The 14,877-nt window shown below is 42.7% G+C and carries 6 protein-coding genes; 1 reads left to right on the top strand and 5 read right to left on the bottom strand.

What is annotated here, in order from left to right:
* Positions 1-2: 2 nt before the first annotated feature.
* From ACO06Y_RS20530 to ACO06Y_RS20515, 4 genes are all read right to left on the bottom strand, one after another.
* On the bottom strand, positions 3-2,342 hold the full coding sequence (locus ACO06Y_RS20530; RefSeq protein ID WP_422080914.1) for a glycosyl hydrolase family 95 catalytic domain-containing protein: 2,340 nt from the start codon (positions 2,340-2,342) through the stop codon (positions 3-5).
* 242 nt (positions 2,343-2,584) lie between these two features.
* A complete protein-coding gene (locus ACO06Y_RS20525) occupies positions 2,585-4,309 on the bottom strand; it encodes a RagB/SusD family nutrient uptake outer membrane protein (RefSeq protein WP_422080913.1) in 1,725 nt (574 codons plus the stop codon).
* Between the two features lie 18 nt (positions 4,310-4,327).
* The gene (locus ACO06Y_RS20520; RefSeq protein ID WP_422080912.1) at positions 4,328-7,666 is read right to left on the bottom strand and encodes a TonB-dependent receptor; all 3,339 of its coding nucleotides are present in this window, start codon (positions 7,664-7,666) and stop codon (positions 4,328-4,330) included.
* A gap of 147 nt (positions 7,667-7,813) precedes the next feature.
* The gene (locus tag ACO06Y_RS20515) at positions 7,814-8,983 is read right to left on the bottom strand and encodes a FecR family protein (RefSeq protein WP_422080911.1); all 1,170 of its coding nucleotides are present in this window, start codon (positions 8,981-8,983) and stop codon (positions 7,814-7,816) included.
* Positions 8,984-9,096: 113 nt separating this feature from the next.
* Here ACO06Y_RS20515 and ACO06Y_RS20510 point away from each other — a divergent pair, with 113 nt between their 5' ends.
* Complete coding sequence (locus ACO06Y_RS20510) at positions 9,097-9,684, top strand: RNA polymerase sigma factor (protein ID WP_422080910.1); 588 nt, start codon at positions 9,097-9,099, stop codon at positions 9,682-9,684.
* Between the two features lie 612 nt (positions 9,685-10,296).
* Here the strand turns inward: ACO06Y_RS20510 and ACO06Y_RS20505 are convergent.
* On the bottom strand, positions 10,297-14,439 hold the full coding sequence (locus ACO06Y_RS20505; protein WP_422080909.1) for a hybrid sensor histidine kinase/response regulator transcription factor: 4,143 nt from the start codon (positions 14,437-14,439) through the stop codon (positions 10,297-10,299).
* Positions 14,440-14,877: the final 438 nt, after the last annotated feature.

Genomic DNA, 14,877 nt, shown 5'->3' with positions numbered 1-14,877 from the left:
CCTTATTGATTCATTTTTAGTTCTATAACATCCCCAGGATTTGTTTCGATAGCTATAATACCGCCCTTATCCATTGTGTACTCGTGGGAGCATTCGAAAGCATCGCTATCAAAAGGATTCTTTAATTTCAAATTCCCTCCTTCGGTCGATTGGACCTGAACATAGGTCGTTTTTCCGTCTTTCCTTTCTGCAGAAACCAAGAATGCACCTTCTGTACGTAGTTGCGTAAAACGTAGCTCTTTCCAATCATCGGGAATGGCTGGAAAAACAACGATTGTTGGCGTGTGACTTTGAATGAGCATCTCTTGCAATCCCGCTGCAAAAGCAAAATTCCCTTCCAAGGTAAACGGGCGGTAGGTATAATCGGAATACCCTTTTCCCGATTGATCGCCGTTTACATGAAAACTATTCGGCAGACAAAAACTGGTTGCAAAAATTTTAAGGGCTTTTGCTGCGCCTTGACCATCAAAAGCTCGCGCCTTCATATTGGCCAACCAACTAAAGGAATAACCCACCCAAGCGGATGAGCCAATGCTATCAATAGTTTTAATGGTGTTTTCAATAATTTTTCTGTCTTTTTCACCTTTTGAAAAATCCAATACCCCCAAAGGGTGGTATCCTACCTGATTCGAAAAATGTCTGTGCGACTCATCGTAGGGCTTTTCCGGAGCGAACCATAACCCGCTTGCATCAACTGTAAATTCCGGCCATTGCGCTAGTAGTTTCTTCCATCTGTCCGCCTCTTCTTGCTTCTTTAGTTCCTTGGCCAATTCTGCGGCTTTTTCATAGGTCCATCGTATAAATGCCAAATCATAGTTTGTTGTTTCCGCAAACCAGGCATCCTTTCGGTTATCATTGATTTCCGGACTGGAACTTAGCGGTAGCTTCCTAAAGCCTTGGGAATCTATTTCAGAAATTCCTTCAAGGAATAGAGCGACATCTTTTATCCAGGGATATGCCCGTTCTTCCAAGAAATCCCTATCCATGGAATACCGCCAATGCAGGTAAAAATGCTGGCCCAGCCATGATGATACCGTAGGCCCGAAAGCATATTGTATCCACCCGCCCATAGGTTGCCCGGTCAAGGTCGTAACTCCGGGTACATTTAGTCCATCTGTTCCATAGTAGTTTTTCGTATATCTCTTGAATTCGTCCCTATACTTCCATAACCAATCCGTATACCCTATTTCCAGATCAAGATGGTTGCCGCTATAAGCAGGCCAATAACTCAACTGAGTATTTAGGTCATGGTGGAAATCCCCTTTCCAGGGTGGAAGCCTTCCGTTGTCCGCGGTCCAAACCGATTGCAATGAAATGGGTGGTGCACCTGCCCTGGCCGTAGCCCCAAACTTGTACTGTTCAAGGTACCATTGCTTTTGCAAAATGGTGTCGGGCACATGAATGGATGACTTGGACCAGAAATTGGCCCACCATTGTTTATGGGAGTTAAAGCTGGCCTCCCAGCCTGGGACAAAATACGTGTCCGCGATTTCCTTGGAGCTCGGCAATTCCTCCTCCGGAAATGCCGAGCTGATATTCCAAGAGCCCTGAAAAACCCCGTTATCCATTGCACCGGTTACACTAACTTGGTATTCAAATCCGCCCCATCCTTTTTGATGGTACGTTGTTGTTGTGTTGTTTTTGGTTACCGATCCTTGCGAATACCCCAATCTTCTAAGATCCAAACCAGTTACAGGGTCTTCCGTCCCATTTTGTCCTTCAATCGCATAGGCAGGAGGAACAAGCTCGTATTCCAATGCATTTTCCAGACCTTCAAACCTGTACCAACCTACAGGTTCCGTGGCATGTACGAAAGTCAACAATCGTACTCCATTCTTCCATTTAACCTCACAAATAGCTTCCTTTATGTATAAATGGACCGAGGCTACTTCTCCTAAAGCAGCAATATCAAATTCTATGGCGGCACCGGGTATTTTAGACGGAGCGGGATCCTTGTCATAAGGCACATCGAACATTTCCTGGACAGGTTTATAGTCTCCTTTCTTCCATTGATCCACCACCCAACTGAATTTCCATTCAGGGGCATCCCTATTTTGCATAGGACGTAAATCCCAAAGATCTGCCCGATCCAATGAAAAGCGTAGTTTCCCTTCCTTTTCCCACACCAAAGATCCGACTATCCCATTTCCAAGAGGTATCGCTTCGTCCCAGACCTTGGAGAGTGCATTAAAGTGTAGGTCATTGGGATTGGCCGTAGGTTCAATCTCATAGGTGGCATCGCAAGAAAAAAACAAAAGAATCCATGCGAATAGTACCCTATTTTTAAGTGATGTATAAAATTCGCAGTTTTGCCCTATCATTTTCGAAAAAGTATTCATCATTGGCTTCATGTTTATATTTTTAATTGAATCCTTATTTTAAGCAAAAAACGTATAACGTTAAATCATGACCGATACTGGAATGCTATACGCCATGAACACTTACCGCCATTCAAAGGTAATTCCGGTTTTGATGATGCATGGAATCCAAGTGATCAACATTCAAAGAAAACAAACAGCCACACGGTTGTGAAGCGATGACTGTTTGAAATCTCGACTAATTCAACTAACAACTAACATTGCTTTTAATCCCATCCCGGGTTTTGGGTAAGCAAATCATTGGATTTAACGATTTCTGCTGGCGGAATAGGGGCCCAATAGGCCTTGTCGTTCCATTTTCTAGGCCCCCATTGGGGTTGAATGTCCACCACATTGTGCTCATAGGTTACCGTTTCGGCAATACCTGTGATGCCCCCATCGGTTCGTATGATCCTTGTTCCCTTGGGTTGTTTTTCAAATAACGCTTTCCCCATCATCCATCTTCTGCCATCTTGCCATCGATGTCCTTCAAAAACCAGTTCTATCCTGCGCTCATAATAGTATGCTCTCCATAAATCGGCACCGGTAACGCTTGCCGCAATCGGGGGCATTTCAATACCCGGTCTATTTCTGACCCGGTTCAGGGCGGCGCGGGCTTCATTCTCTTCGCCCAAGTGTAGCTGGGCTTCCGCATAGTTCAATTCAAATTCCGCCAATCTAAAGAACACCCAAGGCGTTGTATTTTCCTGTGGTGATCCGCCATCGGCATATTTCCTAAAGTTGTACCCCCCTTGGGAATTACATTGGATTCCAATAATCCCTGCTATGGAAACATCCGCTCCTATTGCGGATTGATCGGGCGATTGCCAATACTGATGTATGTGATCCGGTGTCGTTACCGAAGAAAACTCGGCCCCATGGTACAATATGCTTTTGTAAAATCTGGGGTCACGGTTTACGTAGGGGTTTTGTTCGTCATAGCCCGAAGCTACATTAATGGTCAATAGATCCTCCTCATAGGGATATTGGCCGTCCGCCATCTGATATTGGTTTATCAAATCTTGTGTCGGCTGAATAAGCGTAAATCCTCCATGGGTGCACCCCAGAATGGCTCTGCCCGCACCCCCCTGTTGGGGAGCGGCATCACTATAGGTTCTTGCGAAGATGGTAGAGCTGGTATTTTGCGTGCCTTGTAGAAAAATGTTTTCATATGGGGTGTTCAGGTCATAACGGCCCAGATCCAGTACCGCTTTGTTCGCGTCCCGGGCCGCTTCCCATTGGGCCGTGGTACCGTCCGCCCCATCATTGTACAATTTACTGGCCAAATACAGCGTTAACCTCCCTTTTAACGCCAGCGCCACATCCTTGTTTATTCTACCTACAATGGCCTCGTTCCCCTTTTCCGGCAGTTCCGTCATGGCCTGTTCCAACTCCTCAAGGATGAACGATCCCGTTTCCTGAATGGAACTCCGGGCAGGAATATCCGCCGCAGTTTCCAAATCATAGGTTTGCGTAACTAGGGGAACACCGCCATAGGTGCGCAATAGATCAAAATAGACCCAAGCCCTAATATAGCGCATTTGTCCGGTCAAGTCTTGCAAGGCATCCATATTAAGGTCGTTGGGGTTTCCATTGACCTTATCCAGGAACAGGTTCACATTTCGTATGGTCGTGTACGAGTTTACCCATAAATCCCTTGTAAAAAGTTCTCCTCTGGAAGAAACATAATTGTCATTTACGAAATCCGAAAATACGGCACTCCTTCCCTGTCCATTATCGGTTATGGCTTCATCTGCCGCGTTGTCATCAAATTTATGAGGGAAGGCCCTCCCATAATTATTGTTTACAAAGTTGGTCAATAAGGGTATATCCGAGAACACATCCACTTCAGAGAGCGATGTGGCGGGATCCAGATCCAATAGGTCATCCGAGCATGCGATCAACATCATAAGGCCTAATCCCATACCTAAAATGTTATATATATGTTTCATAATTTGTTTTTTACTGTATTAAAAACTTAGATTAAGACCGGCGGTGATGGTTCTAAAAGCGGGCTGATAGAACAACGATCCGGCAACGAAGGTTTCAGGGTCGCCCAGTCCAAGATCGTTGAATTTGGAAAATGTGAACAAATTGTTTCCGTTTACATACAATCGGGCCCTAGTAAGTCCAATAGTGGAAACGAATTTTTCCGGCAAGGAATACCCAAGTTCAATGGATCGTATACGAACAAAGGAAGCGTCCCTTTCCCAAAAGGTGTTTTTCACAAACCTCCCCCTATCAAGTGCGGGTATGGTGCCGGGTTCATCTTCACTGTAATATAGGTTTCTAAAATAGTAGGCCGGGGTGTTGTTGATCTCCCCTGAAATATAACCATCAATAAATTTGCGCACCCTTGCATTGGCAAAAGCGTTTACGGTCAGATCTATCCCTTTGTAATTGGCATTGATGTTAAGGCCGGCGGTAATCTGCGGGATGTTACTATATTCTGAAATTACCTGGTCGTCAACGCTAATTATACCATCCCCATTAATATCCTTATAAACCCAATCCCCTAGGGCAACCGTACCCAGACCAAGCTTGTTGGGGTCATCGATATCGGCTTGTGAAAGAAACCGACCTTCTACAACGTACATCAGCGGTGTTCCCCATGGCCTCCCTTCGCGTGATTGGTGTGCACGGGCTTCCGTTAGCATGGGTTCATCTATAAAAATAGTCTCGTTCCGTACACTCGTGAAATTTCCTGAAATATTGAAATTAAAGTCGCCAATATTATCCCGATACGTCGCCAATATTTCAAATCCTCTATTAACAAATTCCCCCAAATTTTCATTGGGAAGTATACTGGCAATACCGGACACATTGGTTACCGTGGCATCCCTAGTAATGAGGATATCCGATGTGGTATTGTTGAAGTAGTCGAATTCCAAGGATAACTTACTATTGAACAGACCCAACTCCATTCCTAGGTTTCTTGTTTCCTTTTTCTCCCAAGTGGTATTGGGGGCGGCCAACGTTCCTTCGCTAACCCCTGCGACCACTTGGCTACCATCAAATACATAACCCTCTGAGAAATCATATAAGGAGAGGAAATTGAACCGCCCGATGGCATCGTTGCCCAGGATTCCCCAGGATCCCCTAAGCTTTAGCCAATTTATGGCGGGCACGGCAAAGAATTTTTCCTTGGAGATTACCCATCCGGCGGATAGCCCAGGAAAATACCCTACTCTTTCGGCCTGGGAAAAACGTTCGGAAGCGTCTCTTCGTATATGGGCCTGTACCAAATATTTCCCCTTATAATCATAGGACACCTGCCCAAAATAATTTTGCCGGGCACCTTGGTCGGAACTACCATCATTGGTTATTAAATCGGGATTGGTGGTGCCGGCAAACAGTTCAGGAACAGCCGTTGACTCAAAGTCTAATCGTGCCGCTTGGGTAAAGTTGGAATTTAACGTATTTTGTTCATAGGCGATAAACGCATCGATGCTATGATCGCCAAAGGATTTTCGATATTTTAATCGAGCATTGTACGTTAGGCTGGTGGAACGATCAAACCTTTCCGTAAGTCTTGGGTTGGGAAACGGTCTGTCGGGAGATGTTATTTCAATCAGATTTCCTTCGGCATCTTCTTCATAGTAAATGAAGGGTACCAAAAAGTCCTTCCCGAATTGCTGGGTCGTAACGATATTGCCCCAGGTTTCAAATGAAAGTCCTTCCAGAAAGGGAATGTCATACTCCAGTCCCAAGGTAGAATTGAAAACATCCAAGGTGGTTTTTTTATTACCGTCGGATTTTGCAACCGACAAAGCGCTTTGTCCGAGCCTGCCTATGGAAGGCAATCCTTGAACATAAGCAGGCTGTAATGGTGTTGTAAATCCTGAATTTCTAATGTTTTCCTCAAACGTCCTGGCCAATAAGGTAATATCTTGTCTTCTTGCTGAAAAATCCAGTCTTAATTTAAGACGGTCGGTGAGTTGGGCATCAAAATTTGATCGTACATTATATTGATCGTTTCCGGACTGCTCATCCCCGGTGATTCTACCTTCCTGTGTGGAAAGCCCCAATGATAGAAAGTATTGTATCTTCTCCGACCCCCCTCTGGCTGTTAGGCTATGCCTTTGCTGACCACTTGAACTTTTTAACACCTCATCCATCCAATCCGTACCTTGATTGGTACCATCCAACCAAGGTTGAATGACTTCATCGGAAAAACCAAGGCCTCTTAATTGAAGGGCCGCATCCGAAAATTCGGGCATCCCAAAGGGGGTTACCAGACCATAACTGGTGGAAAAATTGAACTCGGTCTTGCCGGGCCTCCCTCTTTTCGTTGTAATTAAAATAACTCCTGCCGCCGATTGGGCGCCGTAGATGGCCGCGGATGCGTCCTTAAGCACGGTAAAGGTCTCTATATCATTGGGGTCCAATCGGTTTATGCCATCGGCATTGGCCACCCCGTCAATAACGACCAAAGGCGCGTTGGCACCGTCTTCCCTGTTAACGGTGGAGAGCCCCCTGATAAAGATAGTGGGATCGTCATTGCCGGGCTCCCCAATGGGGTTGGTAATGATCAAACCGGGGAGCTGCCCCGATAAGGAAGTCCCCAAGTTAATATTGGCGCTTTTTACCAGTTCCTTTCCTTTAACCTGTGATACGGCCGTAGTGACTTTCGCCCTGCTCTGTGTGCCATAACCGACCACAATTACCTCGTCCAAGCCAGCTGCATCTTCTTGCATGGTAATTGTTAGGTCGGTCTGGCCCTCAACAGGCACATCTTTGGTAAGGAACCCCAGATAGGAAATGGTCAGAATGGCGTTTTCATTGGCCACGTCTATGGAAAAGTTCCCGTCAAAATCGGTCTGCGTACCGTTGGTGGTACCCTTTTCCACGATACTTGCGCCGGGTAGGGGAGCCCCCTCATTATCGACCACACTACCCGTAACCGACCATTCCTGAATTATAGCTTCAGGTAGGGGAGGTTCCGTTTTTACCGAGCTCAAAACAATCTGTTTGTCCAGTACCTTGAATCCGATATTTTGATTTTTGAATATTCTTTTTAATACGCGGTCTATCGTTTTGTCCTTGACTTTGATGGTAAGCCGTTCGTCTACGTTTACCTCGTCCACGTTTACGAAAAAACGAAATTCGGTGTCCGATTCAATTTTATCCAAAACTTGCTGTATAGAGACATCGGTTAGGTCTAACGATATCTTTGTCTTCTGTGAATAGGTCGTGTTTGCCTGTAGACTAAAAAAACCGATGGTCAGGAGCAACACAGTAAGTTTCATCTTTAAATCAAATTTAAACTCGGTCAGGAAACGACCTTTAGAGTTGATGAAGTTTTTCATACATTTATAGTGTTTAAGTGGTTGTACAGAGAATTAATTGCTTAAATACCAATCGGGGAATGTTCCCGCATTTCCCGATTATTTTTCAGCTTCACTAGGGTTATTTCATTATTTTCAAGTGGGTCTATAAGGCATAGGCATATCGTTTTAGTTTATGATTATCTGGTTATTGGTTATCTCGTAGTCGACCTTGAAATTCTCGTTCAGTACTTTTAGTACTTGCTCGATCGTTTCATTGTCAAAATTTACGTTATAGGTTGCTTCGTCCAGGTCTTTATTATGGTTTACAATGGTAACATTATAATGCCTTTCCAGTTTTTTCCGGATGAGTTTAAAGGGCATTTTTCTGAGTATTAGACGGCCGTCCATCCAGGCGGTATACAAGTCCGTGTTTACCGTTTGTACGGCAATTTGGTTTTGCCCCGGCCTGTGTGTTGCCATTTCTCCTGTTTTTAAAACAACTTTGGAATCCGGTTTTGAAGTATCATATACCTGTACGCTACCTTCTACCAATACGGTATTTGTTCTTTGGTCCTCCTCGTAAGAGGAAACATTGAACTTGGTACCCAGTACCTGTATGCCAAGGTCCCCGGAATGTATTACAAACGCGTCACTTTTATGTTTTGTCACCTCAAAAAATGCCTCGCCTTTCAGAAAAACACCGCGTTCTTGGCCCGCTATGAAGTTGATAGGGAACTTTAAGGAAGTTCCGGAATTTAGATGTACCAAGGTACCGTCGGATAAGGTTACCTGAAAGCGTTTACCGTAGGGCACAAAAATCTCATTATAGACCAGCTCTTGTGCGGTATCTTCATTTTCATGGTAATTGATCTGTGCACCGTTTTGTTGGGCCACTTGCCTACCCTGGGAATTATGGACTATGTTCGATTTTGATTTTTCATCCAGTACTTGGATCTCTCCCTTATCATTTTTTAAGATGATATCCTCATCTGCAATAATCAATGCGGGTTGTGCGGTATCTGCTTCCTGATCCCCAATTACAGAAGATCCCGAGTAAAAATAATCATAGCCATAAAAGGACAAGGCTACGAGTGCAACAAAAATGGCCGCGTATTTAAATACGGTTTTTACCCTTCCTAATCTATAGACCCTCCTTTTCCTTTGGGCATATTCGATCAGTTTTGCCTTGTTCCCTTCTATATCGGGACCAACGGCTTGGTTATTGGCCAAAAAATTGATCCTTACGTATTCCTCAAAGATTTGGTCATTGCCTTCGAGTTGAATCCATTTTTCCAATGCTTCAATTTCCGAAGGGGAAGCCTTGTCGGTAAGATATTTTATGATGAGCTTTTCCATCCTAATTCTAAAGGGTTTTACTACTAAAACACATCAAAATCTGGAATCCACTATTTTTTTATGGTTTTTTTACGATTATTTAATACTTTGATCAAATAACCTTCCCTTTTACAATGAAGAAGTATTTGGATAATGATGCGGTATTGATGCGGGATCTGAAAAATGACGGGGTTGAGGCATATGCCCGTATAGTCGATAAATACTATGATTCTTTATATCGATATGCCCTGAATTTATCTAAGGATTCTTCCATGGCCGAGGATATTGTCCAAGAGGTATACATGAATATTTGGGAAAGCCGTCAAAGATTGAATATGGACATTCCCCTAAACAAATTGCTCTATAAATCGATATACCACAAGTTCTTAAAACTCTATAAAAAAAATAAGGCGGTCGGGATTCTAGAACAGAAATATTTTCAAACCGTTGGATCTTTGATGGAAGAATATGATACTTCCGATATGGAAGAAAAGCTAACCTTATTGAGGGAAGCTATAGAGCATCTACCGCCTAAATGCAAAAAGGTTTTTTTGTTGAGCAAACGGGAAGGCCTTACCCATAAAGAGATTTCACAGTATTTGGACATATCGGTCAATACGATTGAAAATCATATTGCCAAGGCTTTTTCCATTTTGCGGGAAAAGGTCCAAACGGTATCCAAAGGCATTCTTTTTTTTCTGTTTCGAAAAATTAAACCATAGTTTTAAGTTTCGAGATACTACCGCGAGCAAACGATCCCTGGCCTATTTAGGCTTTTTGGGCTCGGAATTACCCCCAAACAAAAAACCCTCCTTAAAAGGTGGGTTTTGCTTTCTCTGGTGATTTGGCCGGGGCTTGCCTCGTCTTGGCCCGGGACGGGCTTCTCTTGACAATTTCATTCTTTCAAAGCCATATTTACATAAACAATCCATACATGAAATTGTCAAGGATAACAACGGAAATACATCATATCCAAAGGGTCTCAAGTCATGAAGCTCTTTAAAATAGCTAATGTGATTTATGGGATTATTTCTTCTTGAGTCAAAAGGTAACGTTTTGCCTGTTCATTTCTTTTCTTGGTGCCTTTGGCTTTTAAAGGCCTCGAGTTTTGTTGGACAGTTTTTTTGGATTTAACAAAGTATGTAGGCGTACTGATAATCTTTTTTGTATTCCGGCAAGGAGCGAAAAATGCTATTGTTGCAGGACACTGTTTTGCCAATTCGGCACCTTATTCTTTCTTCAAATGATGACAATAATGCTCCATAAAACCTAGGACTTGACCTGTGCATTACGATTTTTATGGGCAATCGGTCGAAATTGGGAAGGGAACTTGTTCACTCCGGCCCATTTACCAAAGAGGATTCCACGGTTTTGGTATACTTACTAGGGGTAACGCTATACGTTTGTTTAAAGAGTTTGCTGAAATGCGTACGACTTTTAAATCCTGTCATGGTATACACTTCATTTACCGAATAGTCATTGCTGGCCAGCAGTTCGGCCGCCTTTTTCAAACGATATTGCTTCAATAGTTCATAAGGGGTATGGTTGGTCAATGCCTTTACTTTTTGGTAGAAATGGGTTCGATTCAGATAGAGTTCCCTCGCAAAACTATCGAGGTCCAAGTCTTGGTTGTCCATGTTTTTGGCCATCAATCCATAAAGCCGCTCTATAAAGGCGTTGTCGTTACGGTTGTTGTTGTTCTTTTCCCAAGTAATGGGCAAACCAATTTCAAACCGCTCGCGAAGTTGTTTGCGGTTATGTAACAAAGCTTCTGTTTTTGAGATAAGGTGCTGCACATTGAACGGTTTTCGAATATAAGCATCGGCTCCGTCCTTGATGCCCTGAATTTGGTCTTCTATAGTGGTACAGGCAGTTAGTAATACAAAAGGTATATGGCTAGTCTTGATATCTGCCTTGACACGTTTACACAATTCAAGCCCGTTGACTTCAGGCATGAGCAAGTCACTTATGATAATTTCAGGCCATTTTACTTCCATGGCGTCCAAACATTCTTGCCCGTTCTTAAAAGTTTTTACATCGAAAAAATTTGATAAAATGCCCGAAACATACTTCCTCATATCCGGTATATCCTCTACATAATACACCAAGGTATGGCTATACTCTCCGTTATGGGTTATTTTTGATACGTCGAACTCATCGACCAGATCGTCTATTTGAATCCCATGATTGACGGACTTCTCCTCAGCTTTTATAATGTCCTTCTCTTGTTTTTCTTGATCAATGGCCGATTGTTCCTTTACCACCGGAAGTCTCACATAAAAGGTGCTGCCGTTACCATGTTCACTGGTCACGCCAATCTCTCCATAATGCATCTCTGCCAAATGTTTTGAAAAGGCGAGCCCGATTCCGGATCCGGTGGAATGATAGGAATCTTCACTGCTTGACTGAAAGAATCGGTCAAAAATGAACGGTAAGTCTTCTTGTGGTATTCCTATTCCCGTATCGATAACTTCTACAAAAAGGTCTTTTTCTTCACTTCGGAACTTAAACGATATTGTATCGCCGGTCTTGGTGAACTTAAAAGCATTATTCAACAAGTTGTTAAAGATTTTTTCCAATTTATCCTTATCGGCCGAGATATAGATTTCAGACCCGCCATCTTCGATTACAAAATGCTTTTTATCCGTTTCTGCCTTGTATTCAAAATCTTGGACCATGTTTTTAACAAAGTCGTTAAAGTGAAAGCGCGTATAGTTCATCTTCAAAGAATGGGCATCTGCTTTTTGAAAATCCTGTACTTGGTCAATTAATTGTAATATCTTGTTCGCCTGCCTTTTAACCAATCGTAATTTTCCGTTAAGATCCGGATTGCCCTTAAAACGATCTACGAGCATGTTTACCGGGCCCGTAATCAAGGTCAGTGGTGTTTTTATTTCGTGGGATATATTCGTGAAAAAACGCAATTTGGCAGCATTCACTTCTTTGACATTTTTCATTTCCAGTTCCTCGATTTCCAACTTGTGGTGCAAAGACTGCATGTTCAATATAACTTTGACTACCACGAAAACCAATAGTCCCAAAAAAAGAAAATATAGCAAATATGCCCAATTGGTCTTCCACCAAGGCGGATTTATGGTGATGTCCAATTCTAAGGGTGACGTCCATTGGTTCATGGAGTTTGAAGCCTCTACCTGCAGGGAATACTGTCCAGGAGACAATCCACTGTACGATATCAGATATTGGTTTGAAGGAACGGTCACCCAATCTTTATTTAAGGGGTCTAGTCGGTACCTCAAAAAATGGTTACTTTCCGATGAATAATGCAGGGATAAGGCCTCGATCGAAAAAACATTTTCATTATATTTTAAATCCACACTTCCTTGTTCCGAAAGAGGTTGGTTTAAAACTACTCGGTTGTTCAGCGTATCCCCAGGTGCAATACGCTCGTTATATATTCTTAAATCGTCCCATTGCAATTTTGGAAGGGATTCATTGGCGGGAATGTTTTTTGGATTAAAATGAGTAAAGCCACTTTCTCCGGCCATAAAAATGCTGCCATTCCCAAGTCTGGCCGAGGCATACGAAAAATCTTGGAAGGGCAATCCATCTTCTTTGTCGAATGTGCGAAATTCGGAAGTATCCGGGTAGAATACATTTAGTCCATTGTTTGTAGATATCCATAAATTTCCGTTTTCATCAGGCACTATATTTTTGACCACATTGTTGGAAAGTCCATCTTTTTCGGAGTAGGTGACGAATTTTGGTGTATTGCCATCGGCCACCATCTTGCAGATGCCCCCTCTTTCGGTACCAATCCATAAATCACCATTGTCAAGACGAAGAATGGTACTTACAAAATTGCTTGAAATGGACATATCATTTTTATCGTCTTTCAGATATTGCTTTATCGGTTTTTTGTGAAGGGGAAGTTCATTATCTATATTAATTCTAAAAAGACCATCCGCGCTGGTACCTACCCAAATGTACTTTTCATTGGCATCTATATACAAAGAGCGTACTCTTGAAAGGGTATTGTTCAAGAACATGGGGTTTGTACTTAATGAATCGGTACCTATTACAGCACCGTTGCCATCAACAATAATCTTATATAAATTACCATAGGCGCCCACCCATATGTTTCCCTGTTTGTCTTCCGTAATCGGCGAATTTCTAACAATACTCTGTAAACTAAGATTGTTCAATGGGGTATAAAGAATATCAGAACCTTTTTTGACCCTAAATAGGTTATTTTCACCTTGCATCTTAAGCCAGACGTTCTTATTTGAATCCACAAGAACTGTGCTCACCTGATGTAATTCTTCTTGAGTCAGTCTCAAGGGCGGGGTCTCAAACTCATTCGTGGTTGTATTTAACAGTGTTAAGCCTCCCCGGTTAAAAGCCATATAAATACGGTGTTCGTCGAGAACAGATACTTGGGATATTTCATGGCTGGAAGTATTGGGATGGTCAATTTCCACCCTTCCTCTAAATGCGTTTTCTTGCTTCGGGAGATGAAACAATCCCTTGTTGAAAGTGCCTATCCACGTGCCATGATCTGCTGTCGCCGTGATGCAGCTCGACCTTAAAGTACCAACTACATTGCCAAAGTTGGTAGCAGTTGCCACTACAGAACTACTTTGAAGTTGTTTTTTTGAGATCGTATAAAAACCATGTGCCGCCGTACCGACCCATACGTTGCCCAAGACATCTAGTCCAACCGTATTACAGGAAAGGCTCTCAAGGCCTTTGATAGTTTTGGCTTCAATTTTATCCGCCGTTCCTTCTTGATACTCGAACAGAAAAGCACCCTGTTGCCCCACCGAGATAAACCGGTGTCCGCCAAGTTTTGCAATGGCCCTACTTGATGTTCCTTGATTCAAAAACAGCGGGTGAAATTGCTCGTCTCCAACAGAAAAGATGATGATGCCCGAGGAGGTAGCAAAAAGGTATTCATCAGGACCGGCCTGGATGCCGCTGTTGAAAAACAAAGGTAATCTGCCAAAATTACCTTTAGGGGTGAACTTATCAATAAGTTTTAAGTTTTGGTCAAACAACAATATACCTTCCCGCTCCGTAACACAAACTATGAGGTTTCTATTTTCATCCTTAAAGATATCCCTGATAATGGGGCCTTTGTTCCCGATTCCGTCATTCTTATTTGAATAGACATTTTTGAAATCCTTGGTCTTAAAATTATAGACGGTGAGTCCTTCATCGGTGCCAATCAATAAACTTCCCAAGGTCACTTCTGCCAAGCTTCGAATCCGGTTACTTGCAAACAATTGCCGATCTACGGTGTTCTTGAATACTTTTACTTTGTAACCATCATATCGATTGAGGCCATCAAAAGTGGCAATCCAGATAAATCCCCTCGAATCCTGATAAATATCCGTTACACCATTATGGCCTAACCCTTCAGCGATAGAAAGGTGGTCAGTATAGTTGACCTGGGTGCGCTGTGCAACAAGCGCTCCAAAAACAAATGAGACCAAAAAAGCGAAGCAAAGCCGATACATAATAAGATAAAGTTAAGTTTTATCCACAGTTTAAAATAAAGAAATCCAGACTTTGGAGCTCAAGATTGCATGGAGCCTAGCCAAACCTTAAGAAATACCCTTGAAAATCTAAGTACTGGCAACTAAATGGAAATGGACTCCACGGTTGACCAAGGGCAACCTAAACCCCGCTGTGTACTCTATTTTTTGGTTTTGACTTGTTTCAAGGTTAACTTAAACAGCAAACACGTTCCTATCTTTTTGTCCAGTCAAATGTAGTAAGTCCGGTAAGCCTGGAATAATGTAATTAGATTCTTTGTATCGAGAAACACATTTTTTTTACGCGTACATACAACTTGCGTAAAGATAAATTCAAGCTTTACGACAAGATTAAGATGGATTTTCAAAATACACATCTGAAAAATGTCCAGGGTAGAAATTCTTCTTTAGAGGTAGCGA

This window comes from Ulvibacterium sp. (genome assembly GCF_965228935.1).
In the GTDB taxonomy this organism is placed as follows: Bacteria; Bacteroidota; Bacteroidia; order Flavobacteriales; family Flavobacteriaceae; genus Ulvibacterium.
This window is presented reverse-complemented; position numbering and strand designations above follow the sequence as displayed.